The organism is Marinobacterium sp. xm-d-530 (assembly GCF_013283365.1).
Taxonomy (GTDB): Bacteria; Pseudomonadota; Gammaproteobacteria; order Pseudomonadales; family Balneatricaceae; genus Marinobacterium_E.
The window spans coordinates 39,158-58,183 of record NZ_WBYM01000006.1; the positions used below are offsets into that span (position 1 = coordinate 39,158).

At 48.2% G+C, this 19,026-nt stretch carries 20 protein-coding genes; 8 read left to right on the top strand and 12 right to left on the bottom strand.

The genetic code is table 11. From position 1 onward, the window contains the following. The 3 genes from XMD530_RS10825 to prfB are packed head-to-tail and all read right to left on the bottom strand — an operon-like array spanning window position 1 to window position 3,084. A complete protein-coding gene (locus tag XMD530_RS10825) occupies window positions 1-435 on the bottom strand; it encodes a hypothetical protein (protein WP_173507134.1) in 435 nt (144 codons plus the stop codon). Between the two features lie 30 nt (window positions 436-465). Next, a complete protein-coding gene (gene lysS / locus XMD530_RS10830; RefSeq protein WP_173483567.1) occupies window positions 466-1,965 on the bottom strand; it encodes a lysine--tRNA ligase in 1,500 nt (499 codons plus the stop codon). Window positions 1,966-1,989: 24 nt separating this feature from the next. Next, on the bottom strand, window positions 1,990-3,084 hold the full coding sequence (prfB, locus tag XMD530_RS10835; RefSeq protein WP_173480687.1) for a peptide chain release factor 2: 1,095 nt from the start codon (window positions 3,082-3,084) through the stop codon (window positions 1,990-1,992). A 147-nt stretch (window positions 3,085-3,231) separates the two neighbouring features. Between prfB and nhaD the strand changes: the two genes are divergently transcribed. Together nhaD and XMD530_RS10845 are read left to right on the top strand one after the other, a co-directional pair. Beyond that, on the top strand, window positions 3,232-4,593 hold the full coding sequence (gene nhaD / locus XMD530_RS10840) for a sodium:proton antiporter NhaD (protein WP_254442793.1): 1,362 nt from the start codon (window positions 3,232-3,234) through the stop codon (window positions 4,591-4,593). A 28-nt stretch (window positions 4,594-4,621) separates the two neighbouring features. Next, the gene (locus XMD530_RS10845; RefSeq protein ID WP_173495064.1) at window positions 4,622-5,266 is read left to right on the top strand and encodes a cytochrome b/b6 domain-containing protein; all 645 of its coding nucleotides are present in this window, start codon (window positions 4,622-4,624) and stop codon (window positions 5,264-5,266) included. A gap of 8 nt (window positions 5,267-5,274) precedes the next feature. On the opposite strand, the gene XMD530_RS10850 is transcribed toward XMD530_RS10845, so the two are convergent. Genes XMD530_RS10850 through XMD530_RS10860 form a run of 3 tightly spaced genes read right to left on the bottom strand, consistent with a single transcriptional unit; the run spans window position 5,275 to window position 6,579 of the window. Beyond that, window positions 5,275-5,724: a cytochrome c gene (locus XMD530_RS10850; RefSeq protein WP_173483564.1), complete on the bottom strand. Its 450-nt coding sequence runs from the start codon at window positions 5,722-5,724 to the stop codon at window positions 5,275-5,277. A 27-nt stretch (window positions 5,725-5,751) separates the two neighbouring features. Then, a complete protein-coding gene (locus XMD530_RS10855) occupies window positions 5,752-6,258 on the bottom strand; it encodes a flavodoxin (protein WP_173495063.1) in 507 nt (168 codons plus the stop codon). 3 nt (window positions 6,259-6,261) lie between these two features. After that, window positions 6,262-6,579, bottom strand: a complete 318-nt coding sequence (locus XMD530_RS10860; RefSeq protein ID WP_173480682.1) for a phasin family protein — start codon at window positions 6,577-6,579, stop codon at window positions 6,262-6,264. Window positions 6,580-6,767: 188 nt separating this feature from the next. On the opposite strand from XMD530_RS10860, the gene XMD530_RS10865 reads away from it, so the two are divergent. From XMD530_RS10865 to XMD530_RS10875, 3 genes are all read left to right on the top strand, one after another. Next, window positions 6,768-7,562: a tetratricopeptide repeat protein gene (locus XMD530_RS10865; RefSeq protein WP_173507135.1), complete on the top strand. Its 795-nt coding sequence runs from the start codon at window positions 6,768-6,770 to the stop codon at window positions 7,560-7,562. 150 nt (window positions 7,563-7,712) lie between these two features. Continuing rightward, complete coding sequence (locus tag XMD530_RS10870) at window positions 7,713-8,927, top strand: YeeE/YedE family protein (protein ID WP_173498924.1); 1,215 nt, start codon at window positions 7,713-7,715, stop codon at window positions 8,925-8,927. A 39-nt stretch (window positions 8,928-8,966) separates the two neighbouring features. Continuing rightward, window positions 8,967-9,431, top strand: a complete 465-nt coding sequence (locus XMD530_RS10875; RefSeq protein WP_173480679.1) for an RDD family protein — start codon at window positions 8,967-8,969, stop codon at window positions 9,429-9,431. On the opposite strand, the gene lptG is transcribed toward XMD530_RS10875, so the two are convergent. Then, window positions 9,428-10,501, bottom strand: a complete 1,074-nt coding sequence (gene lptG / locus XMD530_RS10880; RefSeq protein ID WP_173507136.1) for an LPS export ABC transporter permease LptG — start codon at window positions 10,499-10,501, stop codon at window positions 9,428-9,430. The genes XMD530_RS10875 and lptG overlap by 4 nt on opposite strands. Next, window positions 10,498-11,667, bottom strand: coding sequence for an LPS export ABC transporter permease LptF (gene lptF, locus XMD530_RS10885; RefSeq protein ID WP_173483560.1), 1,170 nt, complete (start codon window positions 11,665-11,667; stop codon window positions 10,498-10,500). Before lptF ends, lptG begins: the two co-directional genes overlap by 4 nt. 43 nt (window positions 11,668-11,710) lie before the next feature. On the opposite strand from lptF, the gene XMD530_RS10890 reads away from it, so the two are divergent. The 3 genes from XMD530_RS10890 (at window position 11,711) to XMD530_RS10900 (ending at window position 16,722) form a co-directional block, all read left to right on the top strand. Beyond that, complete coding sequence (locus tag XMD530_RS10890; RefSeq protein WP_173480676.1) at window positions 11,711-13,210, top strand: leucyl aminopeptidase; 1,500 nt, start codon at window positions 11,711-11,713, stop codon at window positions 13,208-13,210. Between the two features lie 2 nt (window positions 13,211-13,212). Further along, window positions 13,213-13,644 (top strand): DNA polymerase III subunit chi, encoded by a 432-nt coding sequence (locus XMD530_RS10895; RefSeq protein ID WP_173483558.1) that lies wholly within the window; start codon window positions 13,213-13,215, stop codon window positions 13,642-13,644. A 222-nt stretch (window positions 13,645-13,866) separates the two neighbouring features. Beyond that, a complete protein-coding gene (locus tag XMD530_RS10900) occupies window positions 13,867-16,722 on the top strand; it encodes a valine--tRNA ligase (protein WP_173507137.1) in 2,856 nt (951 codons plus the stop codon). Between the two features lie 49 nt (window positions 16,723-16,771). Here the strand turns inward: XMD530_RS10900 and XMD530_RS10905 are convergent, their stop codons facing one another. The 4 genes from XMD530_RS10905 to pdxH all read right to left on the bottom strand — a co-directional run bounded on the left by XMD530_RS10905 (window position 16,772) and on the right by pdxH (window position 18,816). After that, window positions 16,772-17,383 (bottom strand): YigZ family protein, encoded by a 612-nt coding sequence (locus XMD530_RS10905; RefSeq protein WP_173484565.1) that lies wholly within the window; start codon window positions 17,381-17,383, stop codon window positions 16,772-16,774. A 55-nt stretch (window positions 17,384-17,438) separates the two neighbouring features. Continuing rightward, a complete protein-coding gene (locus tag XMD530_RS11460) occupies window positions 17,439-17,570 on the bottom strand; it encodes a hypothetical protein (RefSeq protein ID WP_256368167.1) in 132 nt (43 codons plus the stop codon). Between the two features lie 136 nt (window positions 17,571-17,706). Then, on the bottom strand, window positions 17,707-18,168 hold the full coding sequence (locus tag XMD530_RS10910; protein ID WP_173480669.1) for a peptidylprolyl isomerase: 462 nt from the start codon (window positions 18,166-18,168) through the stop codon (window positions 17,707-17,709). 12 nt (window positions 18,169-18,180) lie between these two features. Then, window positions 18,181-18,816 carry a pyridoxamine 5'-phosphate oxidase gene (gene pdxH, locus XMD530_RS10915; RefSeq protein WP_173507138.1) on the bottom strand — a complete coding sequence of 212 codons (636 nt, stop codon included), beginning with the start codon at window positions 18,814-18,816 and terminating at the stop codon, window positions 18,181-18,183. Window positions 18,817-19,026: the final 210 nt, after the last annotated feature.

Below are 19,026 nucleotides of genomic sequence, written 5' to 3' on the forward strand. Positions count from 1 at the left end.
CTACCTTGAATGCGACTGATTAAAGCTGAGTTCAGCTGAGCTTTTTACGACTCGCCCTAACAAGGGTGAGTAGTATCGAACCTTGCCAGGTGCGTGTGAAAAGTAGCCTGAGATAATGACGATCAGACAGAACAGTACTGTTGTCAGGTGAGGGGCGTTCATCGCTAACAACAGTAGAAAAATTTTAGTAATGACTGCCAAACCCCGCAGTTGAATAAACCAAATTGCATCAACGTAGAGTTCGACCAGTAGCATTAAGGAGCCAGTCGTCAGCGCCAGTATGGCATAGGGCCGCCAAAGCGATTCCGGTAAGTCGTACAAGAAAAAGCCCGCAAAACCTGCAATACCAAAAAGGTGCAGAGTTCGCAGGCTTATACTGAGATAGCGTTTCGCTGTGAAGTCACGTTTCTGTTTGGGAAACAGCCTAGACAACACAGCAAAACCCTTCTGTACGCTTAATTGCGCTTAAGCGCGTGGACGCATTGCAGGGAATAGAATGACGTCACGAATCGATGGTGAGTCAGTCAGTAGCATCACCAAACGGTCAATACCGATCCCTTCACCTGCTGTTGGTGGCAGTCCATACTCAAGTGCCGCAACGAAATCAGCGTCAAAGTGCATCGCCTCATCATCGCCTGCATCTTTCTCAGCGACCTGTTTGCGGAAACGTTCAGCTTGATCTTCAGCGTCATTCAACTCCGAGAAGCCATTTGCTAGCTCACGACCCGCGACGAAGAACTCGAATCGATCGGTCACAAATGGGTTGTCGTCACTTCGACGAGCGAGAGGAGAGACCTCGGTAGGGTATTCTGTAATGAAGGTTGGTTGCTGCAGAAGGTGTTCAACGGTCTCTTCAAAAATCTCAATCTGGATTTTACCCAGACCCCAGCTATCTTTTACGTCGATGTCCAGACGCTCGGCAATCTGACGAGCGGCATGTTCATTCGCCAATGCTTCCGCTGTGATATCAGGGTTGTACTGCAGAATGGCATCAAATACTGACAATCGGGTAAACGGCTTAGCAAGGTCGTACTCAAACGTCTCTAGCACCTCACCCTCTTCATTACGAACCGTATTGATGATGGTTGTTGTGCCTAGCACCTGCTGTGCAACGGTACGAAGCATCTCTTCCGTTAGGTCCATTAGATCTTTGTAATCAGCATACGCCTGATAGAACTCGATCATGGTGAACTCTGGGTTGTGACGTGTTGAGAGACCCTCATTACGGAAGTTACGGTTGATCTCAAATACGCGCTCGAAACCACCGACAACCAGGCGTTTCAGGTAGAGCTCTGGCGCGATGCGAAGATACATATCGATATCAAGTGCGTTGTGGTGTGTCACAAAAGGACGAGCCGATGCACCACCAGGAATCGCCTGAAGCATTGGCGTTTCCGCTTCAAGGAAACGGCGCTCACTTAAGAACTGACGAATCGCGGCAATCACCTTAAAACGCGTCTCAAACACATCACGTGATTCAGGGTTAGTAATCAGATCAACATAACGCTGACGGTAGCGCATTTCAGTATCTTGAAGCCCTTTGTGTTTATCTGGCAGTGGGCGCAAGCTCTTTGTCAGCAACTGGTACTCTGCCATATCAACGTAGAGATCACCTTTACCTGACTTGTGCAATTCACCGCTAATGCCGACGATATCACCAAGGTCTAGCTGCTTAGCAAAGCTACGAGCCTCTTTGTTAACGTACGCCTGGATGCGGCCAGACATATCTTGGATCACCATGAACGCGCCACGGTTGAGCATCACTCGACCGGCAATAGAGACCTTAATGCCTGCAGCTTCTAGCTCCTCTTTGCTCTTCTCACCGTGTTCAGACTGCAGATCCTCTGCGTAGCTGTCGCGACGAAAAGTGTTCGGGAAGGCTTGGCCCTGCTCACGCAGTGCAGAGAGTTTTTCACGGCGCTCTGCAATCAAGCGGTTTTCATCAAGCTGTGTGTTATCAGACATGGTGTCTATTTCCTGTGTTAACTTTTAGAGACCAGCTTTTAAGCTAGCTTCAATAAACATATCCAGATCGCCGTCGAGCACGCGATCACAATTCGACGATTGAACGCCAGTGCGAAGATCTTTGATACGCTGATCATCCAGTACGTAACTGCGAATCTGACTGCCCCAACCGATATCGGCTTTAGTATCTTCAACCTCTTGGGCAGCCTCACGACGTTTCAGCATCTCCATTTCGTAAAGCTTGGAGCGTAACTGCTTCATACAGTTATCTTTATTCTGGTGCTGCGAACGCTGCGACTGACTCTGTACAACGATTCCAGATGGACCGTGGGTAATACGGACCGCCGACTCAGTTCGGTTGACGTGCTGACCACCCGCACCGGATGCACGATAAACATCGACACGAAGATCAGCCGGGTTAATGTCGATCTCAACATTGTCGTCGATCTCAGGAGAGACGAAGACAGATGAGAAAGAGGTATGGCGGCGACCACCAGAATCGAATGGGCTCTTACGAACGAGACGGTGAACACCCGTTTCTGTTCTTAACCAACCGAAGGCGTACTCACCCTCAAAACGAATCGTTGCAGATTTAATACCGGCCACGTCACCGTCAGACACTTCCATCAACTCGGTTTTAAAGCCTTTGCTCTCACCCCAACGAAGGAACATTCGAAGCATCATATTGGCCCAATCCTGAGCCTCGGTACCACCCGAACCCGCCTGGATATCCAAGAAGGCGTTACTTGAATCCGCTTCACCCGAGAACATACGGCGAAACTCAAGTTGCGATAACATGCCGCCTAGACGCTCAACTTCACTGCGAACCTCTTCAACGGTATCTTCGTCATCCTCTTCAACTGCCATCTCCAGCAGCTCCAGGCAATCAGCAGTCCCCTCAGTCAGCTCATCGATGGTCTTAATCACAGACTCAAGGCTTGATCGTTCGCGACCTAGCTTTTGTGCATGCTCTTGATCATTCCAAATATTGGGATCTTCAAGCTCACGCTCAACCTCTTCAAAGCGCTCAAGCTTCTCGTCATATTCGAGATAGCCACGCAACTCTTTAGTGCGTTCGGCATACTCTTTAAGGCTGTTAACAATCGGATTAATTTCCATAGTCGAGCAAATGTCCAAAAGGTCTTAAAAAAGGGGGCACATTTTACAGGATTTATCCTCACCTTTAAATCACCGTCTCGGCCTTTATTTCAACGTTTTTCATGCACCTCTATTGAGATAACGGACAAGCTAGTCCATCGTATGGGAATGACAAATTTTATCGATTTAACAGGCACCCTATATGGCTACCTAGCGGTACTCACCTTCCTTGTCGGGTACTATTTTGTGATCAGCGAAGACCGCACTCACCTAGCCAAATCCAAGCCGATGATGGTGGCCGCTGGTTTAATCTGGTTATTAGTCGGCCTTAGCTATTCCATCAATGGCCAACCAGAGCAAGCTGGCGCACTACTGGAACAGACCCTGCTTGAGTACGCAGAGCTTTTTCTGTTCCTGCTCAGCGCCATGACATTTATCCACGCCCTTGAGGAGCGCCACCTATTTTTGGCATTGCGTAGCTGGCTGATTGCTAGAGACTTTTCCCTAAGAACCGTGTTCTGGGTCACGGGTGGGTTGACCTTTGTCCTATCCCCCATTGCTGACAACCTCTCGACAGCGCTACTGATGGGCTCAGTCGTGATGGCTGTTGGCACCAGAACAGCGTCGTTCGTAGTGCTCGGCTTGATCAACGTGGTTATTGCCGCCAATGCAGGGGGCGTTTTCTCCCCCTTCGGCGATATTACTTCACTGATGGTTTGGCAGCAGGAGAAACTAAAATTCCTTGAATTTACCCATCTTATTGTTCCCGCACTGATCAGCTGGTTCGTGCCTGCTTTAGTGCTTAACCATTATCTTCCGACAGGCCCAGCGCAACTCCCGCATGAACAACAATCCATGAAGCCTGGAGCGATCGGCATGCTGATACTCTTTTTAGCCACGATAACGGCGTCAGTGTTAATCCATTCACTTCTGAAATTACCCCCGGTAATTGGAATGATGACGGGGCTAGGCGCGTTAAAGATTTATGGATACCTATTGTCAAAACAGGATCCTCTGTTGCAAGAGAGTGAATTGCGTGGACACCACATGGGTGCGATGACAAAACACCTCAAAGGGGATCACGGTGAAGTCGTCATGCGTTTTGATAATTTCCGAGTGGTTGAACGCGCCAGCTGGGATACATTAATGTTCTTCTATGGCGTTGTACTGAGCGTTGGTGGTTTAGCTGCCCTGGGCTATTTAGCCCTGATCTCAACGTCGCTTTACGGCAACTTTGGAGAGACCACCACCCATCTAATCATCGGCCTAAGCTCCTCATTGATCGATAACATACCCGTGATGTACGCCATTCTGAGCATGGATATGCCGATGTCGACTAACCAATGGCTATTGGCGACCCTCTGTATTGGCATTGGTGGCTCTCTGCTATCGATTGGCTCAGCGGCAGGTGTGGCTCTGATGGGCCAGGCGAATGGCATCTACACTTTCAGAGCCCACCTCAAATGGAGTTGGGCGATACTCCTTGGGTATGCACTATCAACCGGATACCATATAGTTTTTACATTGTGATTTTGTATTCATTAGCGAGCTTATCAACATGCAGAAAAAAATTGTCACCGTCTGGGATCTAAGCACTCGACTCTTTCACTGGCTTCTAGTCATGCTATTTGGCTTAAGCTGGCTGAGTGCAGAATTAGGTGGCAACTGGATGATCTGGCACACTCGCTTTGGATTTGTAGCTGCAGGCTTAATCACATTCCGCATTATTTGGGGAGTGATTGGCAGCGACTCCTCTCGATTCTCCCAATTCGTGAAACGTCCAAGCAGCGTCATAGCCTACCTCAAGGGAGAGGGGCAAAGAGACTACAACACACATAATCCTGCTGGCGCACTCAGTGTCATAGCCCTGCTAGGCTTAATGTTTCTACAGATGACGACGGGGCTGTTTAGTAACGATGACATTTTTATTGAAGGGCCATTAGCCTATCTAATCTCTTACGACGCTCAACTAGCGATGACGGAACTGCATGAGGCGATTTTTAATCTATTGATTTTGTTTGTCGCCCTGCATCTTGCTGCCATTATTTGGTATCAACGTTTCAAAGGTGAAAAACTGGTGCAAGCCATGCTGCATGGTAGAAAGGAGAGTGAAGAGGAAGCACCTAAGATTCGAGGCGGCATTCCTCTTTTTGTAGCAATCCTAGTAGGAGCGACTGTCAGCGCACTCCTATTTTGGATCTGATTAAAGGGTTAACGTTTCTCGCGGTAGTTGTCGTGACACCCTTTGCAGGATTTCGCGACAGCACCAAAGGCTGCTTTGGCATCCGCCAATTCACCACCAGATACGGCGACTAGCTTTTCAGCGGCTTCAGTCATAGTAACAAAGCGCTGATTGACATCATCTAAATTCTCCCAAAGCTCATCTTTAGCAGACGTCTCACCAAAATCAGAACCTTCGATAAACCCCTCAGCAGCAAGCGGCGCAACCGCTAAGAACGACTTAGCGTGATGAGCAAATTGCTCTGCATCATAATCAACCTTACCGCGAACCATGGCACCCATAGCACCAAAGTGCCAACCGTAGGCTTTAAAGATCCCTTGGCGATATTCAATAGCATCTTCCGCTCGATCAGCCTGTGCCAAAGGCGCAGCCAATAAAGCACAAGACAAAGTCGTTAAAACAACTTTCTTCAAAGACATAATCTCTCTCCGAGTTAACACTTCAATTTACAATTGTGGATAGATCAGATTGAACCAACGCTCCACACGATCTCTTGTTTCAAAGGACTGTGTATCCTCATCCAAGGCCAAACCCACGAAGGCCGTTTCACAAGGGATTAGCGCTTTTGAGGACTCAAAATCGTAACCTTCGACAGGCCATTCACCTATCAGCTTAGCACCCTTTTGTGAAATCTGTGCGGCAACTGTACCCATCGCATCAAGAAACCAATCGCCATATCCCAATTGATCACCCAATCCAAACAGTGCTACGCGTTTGCCACTGAAGTCGATTTCACAAAAACTCGACCAAACTTCTTCGAAATCTTCTTGTAACTCACCAAAGTTCCAAGTGGGCACACCAATAATCAGTGACGAAGCCTGTTCAACATCGGCATTAATCATGCTATCGATTGAAATTAGCTTTAGAGGCACCTCCCCTGGCCAGCACTCAACCATGAGTTGCGCTACGCGTTCAGTATTGCCTGTAGTACTTCCGTAAATGAGAGGGATCAAAAACTATTTGCCACCCATCGATTGAGAGGCAATTTTTTGAATCTCCTCTTGGGCGTTTTGAACCGTTTTCATATTCTGCTCAGCAGCCGCTTTAAGTGCAGCCTCTAAGCGCTGTGTATACTCTTTTTGCGCTTCGATGAACTCTTCAGGTGATTTTAGACCCTGAAGTGAATTAGCCTGATTCATGGTCGCTTGGATACACTGCTGGGTGTACTCAATCTGCTGATTGGTAATGCGCTGTAGCATCTCTTGTTGAACCTTCGCCAACTCTTGAAATGATTCAACACTCTGTTCGAACAGCTTTGTCATATCTTGAAACATTTGATAATCCTCAATGTCCATTTAAATTGACAGGTTTAACCTGCGCTACATCAATCATTACGTTACTCATAATAGAAATTCAGAGCAAGCGCTGTGGATTATGCAGTGAAAAGGTTATGATAGGGCCACTTTGATAACACTAACGGTTATTGACCATTAATTTGTTGGAATAGAATAGGAGGTCAGGTTTGACCAAAGCTCGTCTATTATCACTAGCCTTTGCATTGGCTCTTCCAGTCATGTCTGTTGAAGCCGCATCCATCATCGCAGCTGAGCGTGCCATTCAGTCAGCCGATTACACCAAAGCCCTTGAAGAGCTTAAGCCTCTAGCCAAAGAAGGTGATTTAGATGCTCTCTATCTAATGGGTACGCTGTACCGTGATGGCCAAGGTGTTGAAAAGAGCAAAGAGGATGCCAAGCAGTACTTCAGCAGTGCCGCTCGCCAGGGCCACCTAAAAAGTATCAATGCGCTTCGCGTCATGCGAAATGAGGTATACCTTGCCGAGTTCACACAACTTCTTCCCAAAGCGGAAGCGGGTGATGCCGATGCACAAAACCGAATTGGTGAAATGTACGAGTTTGGCCAAGGCGTCGAACGCGATCTAAACCTTGCCCTGCAATGGTTCGATAAAGCCTCTAACAATGGTTCACTGGTCGGGCTTCACAACTTGGCTAGAAGCTACAACTTCGGAAGCGGTACCGAGCAAAACTTTGCACAGGCAGAGAAGCTATACCTGCAAGCTGCTGAATCGGGATACACTGAATCGATGTTCTTCTTAGGCACGCTGTACGCTACGGGTAATGGTAATGACCTTTCAGTAAATCCAGACATTACTGCTTACGCATGGATGAAAGCGGCAGCCAATGCTGGCTCAACGACGGCTCAAACCATTGAGGCACGCCTGCTGATGAAACTGTCTGATACCGAACAGAGCGAAGCCAAAGCACTTGCTGACAAGCTCTCACAGCAGTACATAAAATAACCAATATCAGATGGGCCATGAAGAGCGCTACGGCGCTCTTTTTTATAAGTGGAATATTTTTGATAACTTATTTGTATATAAAATCACCAAACATTCTTGGAAGAGTTATTAAAAGATCATTAGTATTGCCACTCCTAAAAGGAGTCGAGCATGAATACTTTAAACACGACATCTACAGACTTTAAAACCCAGCTTCTTGAGCCAAACAAGCTATTCTGGCTTATGCTCTCTTCTGCTTTGTTGATTGCTTCCGCTGTTTATGTGTTTAATGAGCACGGCACATTTGAACTACTTGCTCTCATTTTAGGTGCAGCCCTAGGTGTCTGTTTGCTTCAAGCTTCATTTGGTTTCACGACCGCATGGAGAGAGCTTATCTCTAAACGTCGTGGTGCGGGCATCCGCGCTCAGATGATCATGCTCTCCCTGAGTGTACTGCTATTTTTCCCGACCCTGGCCTCAGGCGAGCTGTTTGGTCAATCGGTCACAGGATTTGTTAGACCTCTCGGCCTCTCCGTTGTTGCCGGCGCGTTCATGTTCGGTGTAGGTATGCAGATCGCAAGTGGCTGTGCTTCGGGTAATCTTTACCATCTTGGCGGTGGCCAACTGAGAGCCATTCCCGTCATGGCAGGCTTTAGTGCCGGTGCGCTATGGGCAACAGCTGACTATGAGTGGTGGACAACCTTGCCACAACTAGCGCCCATTGGATTGATCGAACTGCTGGGTCCAATCACCGCCATCGGTCTAAACCTGCTGTTATTCACTGCTATCTATCAGTTCACTAAACGTCTTGAAATTAAAGCTCACGGCTCGCTTGAAGAGTGTCAAAGTACTGGCACGACCAGCTTTGCAAGCAAACTGATTGCTGGACCCTGGCCACTGATTTGGGGAGCGGTTGGACTCACCATTCTAAACTTCGCAACACTCGCATTAATGGGCCGTCCATGGGCTGTCGCCCTTGCCTACCCTGTATGGGGTGCGAAAGTTGCTCAATGGTTAGAGCTCGATCTAGAGATCGACTTCTGGACCTACTGGATGTCACCTGGCCGTGAAGAGGCGCTCTACAACAGTCTCAGCCAGGACCCCGCATCATTGATGAATGGTGGTGTCATCCTAGGCGCTTTCTTAGCGGCGGCGATCGCCGGCAAATTCACACTCAAGATGAAAATGCCGATTCAAAATTTCTTAGCCTCCCTGCTAGGTGGTGTGTTATTGGGCTACGGTGCAACCATCGCTTATGGCTGTAACATTGGCGCATTTGTAGGCGGAGTGGTCTCTGGCAGTTTACACGGCTGGCTGTGGATCTTGTTTGCGTTTGCCGGTTCAGTGATCGGACTTAAGCTTCGTCCACTGCTTCGTTTAAAGTAAACTTTTCAGTACACTACGGCTCCGACAAAGGAGTTCAGTATGCCCAGACCGTTTCACGATGATGCTAACCAACATCAACTACCCTCTCTAATCATTAGAGTGATGGCAATGGTCTATGACACGCTGATCATTCTTGCCATTTGGTTCCTAATTGGTGCTGTTGGAGTCATCCTAAATCAAGGTGAAGCGGTCGACAGTTTTCTCGGCCAAGCGGCCTTAAAGTCGGCACTGCTCTGCTCAACATTCCTATTCTTTGGATACTCTTGGACCCGTTCCGGTCAGACGATCGGCATGATGGCATGGCGACTGCGAGCGCAGAGTGAAAAGGGGTTTTCGTTAACCTGGACTCAGGCACTGATTCGCTTTTTTGGTGCCGCTATCTCTATTGTCACTCTAGGAGCCGGTTACTGGGCGACACTGTTAAGTGATGAGCGCCTAACCTGGCATGAGCGCTGGTCAAACAGTGTAACCGTTCGACTACCAAAACCTGCCAAAAAGAGTTAGCGAACTCTAGAGAGTAACCATAAAGCGATGGCAAAGCTGATCGCAATGGGTAACAGCGCGGCCAGTAACGGAGAAAATCCTAGCACCTGACTGGCCGGCGCCAAAAGATCCTGACTGAATTTAAATACCAGTCCAATCACGACACCGGTGATAATTCTTTGGCCTACCGTAACACCGCGCAGCGGTCCAAAAATAAACGCAACGCCAATCATCACCAAAGCGATAATTGACAAGGGTTGTAGCAATTTATTCCAAAGGGCTAACTCATAAGAGGTTGAATCCACCCCTTGATCATTCAGATAGCTAGAGTAAGAAGATAGACCTGAGATAGGGAGTTCAACAGGGGGCACCAAAATGACTCGCAGCATCTCTTCCGTCAATTCGGTTGACCAAAAAGTCTCATCTAAATGACCTTTTTCAATACGCTGATCATTGATCAGTGCCGTCAATTCAACGTCAGTTAGCAACCAACCTTGACGCTCTTCAGAGTAATACCCCGACTTGGCAAAACTGGTTTGTTTGAGCCTAAGCTCTGAATCAAATTGGTGACGAGTGACACCTAAAATTTGCCCGTCAGGAGTGATTGCAGAGACATGAATGTATTCACCCGGTTGACGATACCAGCCGCCATCACCGTTATTTATTCGTCCAGACTCAGATTGAGCGGAAGCTTTAATGGCCCTAGCCGACTGCTGAGACTCAGGAACGCCCAACTGACTTGCTATTAGAGCAATGAATGCGATCAAACTAATCGGCTTTGCTACCGATAGAATCAAACGCATCATTGAAACGCCTGCAGCTCGCATCACCGTTAACTCGGAGTTAGAGGCCAAAACCCCCATACCGATCAACGTCCCTACAAGAGCACTCAGGGGTAATAGCTGATAGGCCAATCCCGGTATGCTTAATAAGGTGTAGCTGAACGCCGCACCGGATGTGTAGTGTTTATCAACCTCTCCCAGCTCATCCAAATAGAGCGAAATTCCCATCAAACCGACGATAATTAACAGAACAACGGCGATAGCAGAGAGAATATGAACGGCAATGTATCGATCGATTCGACTGATCACGATGCCTCCTTATTTCGAAACGGGAGAGCTGGAATCTTAGGTAGCTTATTCATGACTCGCTCCCAAGCCCCCTCATACAACACCATGTTGACGCCCACACCTAGAGCAATCAGATGCACAAACCAAATCATCCAACTACCTGCATCGCCCTGCTCTACTGCTGATCGAGCAGCCGTCAAACTTCCGATGTATATTTGATACATCAATATTGCAGGAATTAATTTGGCGTACCGCCCTTGGCGCGGACTGGTTTTAGCCAATTGAACGGCCAACAACACCACAATGATCGGGATAAAAGGCAGAGAGAGGCGCCAGTGCAGTCGGCTCACATACGCCGGTCGATCACTGCCTATCAAATCGAGCGTAGGGATAGCATCTAGATGATCAACCCTGACCGACAGTTCTGGATCATCAATCTTCAGCCCGTACTGCTCAAAGCCTATCTCTTCTAAAGCGAAATTTTCAGGGAAGTTGTAACGGTATCCTTCGTTAAATACCAAAAAGCGGCCCTGATCCTCAATGAACTGCTGCTGACCTTCACCGGCAACCAGAAGGTAGGATCGGCCCTGTTGATCACGACCAGAGACAAACAGATCAACCAGGTTACCAGCCTCATCAATTTTGCGAGCATAAGAGACCTGAGTGTTAGAGTTCGACACTTGGAATACGCCGGGTACCAACATATCGAGTTCGCTTCTCGAGCGCTGTTCGGCAACGATACGCTTCGCCTCATGCATGCCTGTAGGGGTCAGGTAGAGACTGATTGAAGCAACGATTGCAGCGACCAATAGAGCCGGCCCCATCGCATACCCGATCAGTTTCCAGGGCCCAGCGCCACAGGCCTTAAGAACCACCATTTCACTTTCAAGATAGAGACGACCATAGGCCAGCAAAATGCCCAAAAAGAAGCCAAGCGGAAGCAGAAGTTCTAGGATGAGCGGGATTCGGTTAACAACCAAATCCAGAATAACAGCAGTATCCAACTCCCCCGTAGCGGCGTCGGTTAAGTAGCCAATTAAACGGGTGCTGACAATGATAAGAAGCAAAATCGCCGTTACTGCAAAGGTTGTCGTCAACACTTCACGGGAAAGATAACGAAAAACAATCAAACGGCCGTTCCTACTAGGTGCATGGATTTCAAACTGATGCGATACTGTAGGGCACATTATCACCTAAACCTAAGTGCTTGTCTTGTTAGAGGAAACAGAAATGGATTTTGAGATCGTTAACGGATCGATTGAGAGTGTAGAAGCAGATTGTATCGTTATTGCGATTGCGGCAGACGGTGAACTTTCGGACTCGGCTAAAGCGATTGATAAAGCCAGTTCAGGGGCCATAAGCGATGTTGTTGCATCGGGTGATTTTTCCGGCAAACAGGGCTCTCTGCTTCTACTGCGCAGCCTTCCTGGTATCAACACTAAGCGCATCCTGTTAGCTGGTGTAGGGGCACAGAGTGAACGAACCATCATCAAACAGCAGCAACTGATTAAAAGCGCGGTGGATACCATCAAAACTCTGGGTGTTAAAACACTCTGCTTTGCCCTGGATCGGATCAGCGGCAATAGCGACGACATCTACCGTGACACACGAACTCTAGTAGAAGCTTCGTCGGCCGCGCTCTACCAATACGACACCACCAAATCCAAGTCTGCACCTGCATTAACACTTGAGCACATTCATATCCACCTACCTGAGGAAGATACTGAATTTGGAGAGGGTGCCCTTCTGGATGGCGTTGCTATCGCCAATGGGGTATCAACTGCTCGTGAGCTGGGTAATTTGCCAGGCAATATCTGTACACCTCTCTACTTGGCAGAGCATGCTCAAAATCTTGCGGAAGAGTTCGACAGTGTCAGCTGTGACATTCTAGATGAGAAACAGATAGAAGAGCTGGGTATGGGTGCGCTTCTAAGCGTCGGCAAAGGCAGTGTCATTCCGCCTCGCCTCATTGTATTGAAATACCAAGGTGCAGAGGATGCTAATGAGGCTCCGTATGCTCTGGTTGGTAAAGGCATCACCTTCGATACCGGCGGCATCTCATTGAAACCAGGCCCTGAGATGGACGAGATGAAATTCGACATGTGTGGTGCAGCCAGCGTGTTAGGTGCCTTCGAATCAGTGGCAGAGATGAACTTGCCATTGAACCTTATTACGATCGTTGCTGCGGCTGAGAACATGCCTTCAGGTGAAGCCTCTAAACCAGGTGACGTGGTAACGACCATGTCAGGTCAAACAGTAGAGATCCTTAACACCGACGCTGAAGGCCGACTGGTACTTTGTGATGCTTTGACCTATGTGCAACAGTTCAATCCTCAAGCCGTCATCGATGTCGCGACCCTGACAGGCGCCTGTATTATTGCACTTGGACATCAAGCAACGGGAGTTCTTGCGAACGATAATGAGCTTGCAGCTAAGTTGCTTGATGCAGGTGAATTTGCTGGCGATCGTGGCTGGCAGCTACCTTTATGGGACGAGTACCAATCACAACTGGATAGCAATTTTGCCGATATGGCTAACATCGGAGGTCGACCTGCAGGGACCATTACCGCGGCCTGCTTCCTATCACGCTTTACCAAAGAGGTTAGCTGGGCTCACCTAGATATAGCCGGTGTTGCTTGGAATAGCGGCAAAGCCAAAGGGGCAACGGGACGTTGTGTTCCTATGCTGACGCAATATCTTCTCGATATTGCTGAGCAGATTGAGGCCTAAACGTGCCTCGCGCAGACTACTACATACTCCCCAGCAGTGATCACGACAGTCGTGAACTGCTGGCGTGTAAACTCTGTGAAAAAGCCTTATCCCTTGGCCAACGCATCCATATACACACTGAAAATGAAGCTGATCTACATCAGCTAGATCAGACTTTGTGGAATTTTCGATCGGACAGCTTTGTACCGCATGCCATACTGGGTACTGAACTTAAATCGCCTGTCTCTATAGCCTGTGGTGAATTGCCCTCAGAACCTATTGATCTGTTTATCAATCTAGGTTTAACCGCACCAGAGGGTTGTCAATCAGCTTCTCGCTGCATCGAGATTGTCACTCAATCCGAAACGGTACTAGCGGCCACACGACACTCATGGGCCATGCGAAAAGCAGCCGGCTGGGAGTTACAGAGGCAAGATCTTAGAGATCGATCTTAAATTTGTCCTACGGAGGATATTAAATAAAAAACTGCTTATCCTCCCCGCCCTGAAAGCCGCCAAAATCGAACCTATATAAGCGTTGCAGAGCGAATAAAGAACCGCTCAACCACTGTCTATAAGGGTTCTCAAAGGGTATACTCCCACCCTTTAAATTTTTTCCAAAAGTAGAGAGGAGCTATCCTCTGCTACCGAACTAGAAAACAGAGACTACAGCACCTCATGGATAAGACGTATCAACCGCAAGCAATCGAGCAAAAGTGGTACCAAGACTGGGAAGAGAAAGGCTTTTTCGCACCGTCAGGTGAAGGTGATGCCTACTCAATCATGATCCCACCGCCCAACGTCACGGGCAGCTTGCATATGGGTCACGCATTCCAGCACACCCTGATGGATACTTTAGTTCGATACCGTCGTATGCAGGGCCGCAACACGCTCTGGCAGGTTGGTACTGACCATGCAGGCATCGCCACTCAGATGGTAGTTGAGCGCAAACTAGCTGCTGAGACCGGCGAGAGTCGTTACGATCTTGGTCGCGATGCGTTCATTGAAAAAGTCTGGGAGTGGAAAGGCGAATCGGGTGGCACCATTACCCGCCAAATGCGTCGTCTAGGTAACTCTGTCGATTGGCCAACCGAACGTTTCACTATGGACTCTGGTTTTTACCATGCCGTTCAAGAGGTCTTTGTACGCCTTTACGACGACGGCTTAATCTATCGTGGTAAGCGCCTCGTTAACTGGGATCCAAAACTTCACACTGCAATCTCCGACCTTGAAGTGGAGAACCGTGAAGTGACTGGCAAAATGTGGTATATCCGTTACCCGCTTGCTGATGGTGTGACAACCAAAGAGGGTAAAGATTACATTGTCGTGGGTACCACGCGTCCAGAGACACTGCTAGGTGACACTGGTGTCGCAGTTAACCCTGAAGATGAACGCTACGATGACCTAATCGGTAAAGAGATCCTACTGCCATTAGTCGGTCGTCGCATCCCCATTGTTGCCGATGAACATGCCAGCATGGAAAAAGGGACTGGCTGTGTAAAAATCACACCGGCGCACGATTTCAATGACTACGAGGTGGGTAAGCGTAACAAGCTGCCAATGATCAACGTTCTGACCCTTAACGCAGATATTCGTGATGAGGCTCAAACCTTTAACTTCGATGGCAGTGTTAACAAAGAGATCGATCCAACGCTACCTGAAAAATATCGTGGCATGGAACGTTTTGCTGCACGCCGTGCCATCGTCGCTGAATTGGAAGAGCTAGACCTTCTCGTGAAAATCGAAGAGAACGCGATGACCATTCCTTACGGTGACCGTGGCGGCGTGGTAATTGAACCGATGCTAACCGATCAGTGGTTCTGTGATGCTAAGACACTGGCTAAGCCAGCGATCAAAGCAGTTGAAGATGGCGACATTAAATTTGTCCCTAAGCAGTACGAAAACATGTACTTTGCTTGGATGCGTGACATTCAGGACTGGTGTATCTCACGTCAGCTGTGGTGGGGTCACCGAATTCCTGCATTCTATGATGCTCAGGGTAACGTCTACGTTGCGAACTCAGCTGAAGCTGCACGTGAAAAATACAACTTGGCGGCAGATGTAGAGCTTCATCAAGATGATGACGTCCTAGACACCTGGTTCAGCTCGGCACTGTGGACCTTTGGTACTCTTGGCTGGCCTGAAAACACGGAACGTTTGAAAACCTTCCACCCTACCGACACGCTTGTAACCGGTTTTGACATTATCTTCTTCTGGGTTGCTCGCATGATCATGATGACCATGCACTTCATGAAAGATGAAAATGGCAAACCTCAAGTGCCATTTAAAAACGTCTATGTGACAGGTCTTATCCGCGATGAGAGCGGCGATAAGATGTCGAAATCGAAAGGCAACGTGCTTGACCCTCTCGATATGATCGATGGCATCTCACTTGAAGATCTGTTGGAAAAACGTACCGGTAACATGATGCAACCTCAGCTAGCCGAGAAAATCGGCAAACGTACTGAGAAACAGTTCCCTGAGGGCATTACGGCGCACGGTACTGATGCATTGCGCTTTACATTAGCAGCACTCGCTTCAACGGGTCGTGATATCAACTGGGATATGAAGCGACTAGAGGGTTACCGTAACTTTTGTAACAAACTCTGGAATGCTGCCCGCTATGTCATGATGAATACCGAAGGTGAAGATTGCGGCAACAATCAAGAGCCAGTGGAACTCTCACTGGCTGACCGCTGGATTATCAGCCAGTTACAACGCACCGAAGCGACCGTCACCAAACAGCTAGACGAGTACCGCTTTGACCTTGCTGCACAGACACTCTACGACTTTATTTGGAACCAGTACTGTGACTGGTACCTAGAGCTGTCAAAACCTGTTCTATGGGATGAGCAAGCGTCTGAAGCGGCTAAACGTGGCACACGTCGTACACTGGTTCGCGTTCTTGAGACGATTCTCCGTTTAAGCCACCCTATCATGCCATTCATTACTGAAGAGATCTGGCAGACAATCAAAGGGCTGGCCGGTGTTGAGGGTGAGACACTGATGCTTAAGGAGTTCCCTGTTGCATCAGAAGAGAAGATTGACGAGCAAGCAGAAGCTGACATCGAGTGGCTTAAGGGCGTGATCACAGCGGTTCGAAACATTCGTGGTGAGATGAAAATTGCACCATCACAGGATCTTGAACTTCTGCTATCTAACTGCAGCAGTGAAGACACTCGTCGTTTAGCTGAGAACCAAACATTCTTGATGAAACTAGCCAAATTGAGCAGCATCACGACCCTAAACGAAGGTGATGATAAACCTCTTGCCGCGACTCAGCTGGTTGGCGCAATGGAACTGTTGGTTCCTATGGCGGATCTTATCGATAAAGAGGCTGAAATGGCTCGCCTTCAGAAAGAGATTGATCGCCTACAAGGTGAGATTGACCGAGTTGATAAGAAACTGTCTAACGAGAAGTTTGTTGCCAACGCACCTGAAGCCGTTGTGACTAAAGAGCGCGCTAAGGCTGATGATGCTGCACGCTCTAAAGTTCAACTAGAGAAACAGTTAGAGTCGATTAAAAACCTTTAAGCGACGTTGATAGTTAAAAAGGGGCTCAATCTAAGATTGCGCCCCTTTTTTATACCTCTAGCGTTAGCGATACACCTCTATACTCCAGAGCCAAAATCGCCACTTTGAAGGTCTCTAATTGAGCCAATTCAACTAACAGTGTTTTATCTACTATCTCTGTATAGCTAGCCGATAGCTCTTCAGCCGCTACGGCAGCGATGACCTGTTGAATGTCAGCCTCTAGCTCGTAAGGATATCGGATCTGGCACTCAATCTTAGGAGCACATTCAATGGTCGGCAGATGTTCTGAGAGCTCACTAACCGAGGCACCATAGGCTCTAATTAACCCACCGGCTCCCAGTTTAGTGCCACCAAAGTAACGTGTCACGACGACACCGATGTCTCCCAAATTTTTATGCATGAGGATATTAAGCATCGGCTTACCCGCTGTACCACTGGGTTCGCCGTCATCACTGGAGCCAGCGGCCTTAGGTGCCTGAGGTGCGCCTAAAATATAGGCCAAACAGTGGTGGCTGGCTTTAGGGTGCAGACGCTGCATCTCTGATTGCAGCTGATAGAGTGCATCAGTGGAACTAAGAGGGATTGCGGTCGCTATGAAACGACTTTTTTTGACTTCGATCTCATACTCAAATCGATCGACTGGGGAGAAGTAAGCAGCCATAAGCCTCCTTAAAGAAGAGGCTTAGACTACTGACATGAAGAGGAATGTAAAGTGATTACTTTTTCTGATCTTCGTTCATCAGGTTCTTCACTTTGAAGAAACCCCAAGTCATTACACCTGCCATTGCAGCCACACCTAGAAGGCTTGGCCAAACTGTTTCAAAAGTGTATGCATCAATACCGAACATTTCGTTACTCCTAGTTATCAAGTTTTAATAACTGTAACTCGAAGGCGGCAACAATATATTGATATAACTCAAGCTTGCAGGGCAGACTCAAGAACATTCGGATTTAACAGGGTCTGTTTTATAGCCAATAGCAATATTACTCGGCTAACTCGGCTAGCTCCTCTTCAGTGGCCATGCGGACATCAATCACCTCAACATCAAAGTTTAAATCCTGCCCTGCAAATGGGTGGTTAAGATCAACCTTCACCTCGCGGATATCGATCTCTGCAACTCGACCCAAGCGCGGCTCGCCATCTTCATCCTCTAGCTGAACCAACATCCCTTTTTGCAAACCTGGCATATCAGCAAAGGCCTCACGAGGAAGTACATCGAACAGCTCCTCATCACGTTCGCCATAGCCGCGACCCGCTTCTACAAGAACCTGAAAATGATCACCAGCCGATCGCCCGTCTAGCGCCTGCTCAAGACCCGGCACCAGCATCTTGTAACCATGGACGTAGGTGAGCGGTTCATCATTTCTCGAACCATCTTTTACCTCACTCTCATCACTTACAATGGCGTAGTGAAAGGTGACGTAAGCATCTTTACAAATATTCATTATCCAAAATCCTTAAGGTTGCAGGCGGGTAACGACCCAACCTGTGTCTGATGGTTCAAAACGAAAACGGTCGTGCAGGCGACTTTCACGCCCTTGCCAAAACTCAAAACGGGTCGGTACAAGTCGATAACCGCCCCAGTTATCGGGACACGGAACCTCAGTCATATCTGACAGCTGATTGACCGCTTGTTCAAGCACAGCTCGAGATTCGACTGGCTGACTTTGATGAGACACAGCAGCACTTCTCTGGCTACCCACTGGGCGAGAGTGGAAGTAGGTTTCACTCTCAATGCGATCGATCTTTTCAACCTGTCCGCGAACGCGAACTTGACGCTCTAACATCGGCCAGTAGAAAAGAAGTTCTGCTTGCGGATTGGCCGCTAACTGCTCCCCTTTCTCACTCGAATAGTTAGTAAACCAGGTAAACCCTTCTGAACTAAACTCTTTTAACAGAACAATACGCGCACTGGGCATCCCCGACTGATCAGAGGTCGCCAGAGTCATAGAGGTAGCATCTTTAGGATCCACAGCCAATGCATCCTGCATCCATGCATCAAACTGCTGAATCGGATCTCTGACTAAATTATCTTCATGAAGACCTGCAGCCAGGTATTCACGACGCACATCACTTAATTGGGTTGTCGACATCGAAACTCCTATCATTCAGATTTTCGAGAGTTATACTTAGGGAATCTAAGAATAAGTCCATGGCATCTCAGGTTTACAGTCAAATTCATCATCAAGGCGTGTTTTCGAAGGCCTAGCCAGCTAAGTCAAGAAAGCACAACACCGAGGGTGGATTTGACTGTGAACCCCGAAGGGCGTGGCCTTATACATGCATCTACGGTGTTGCTTCTC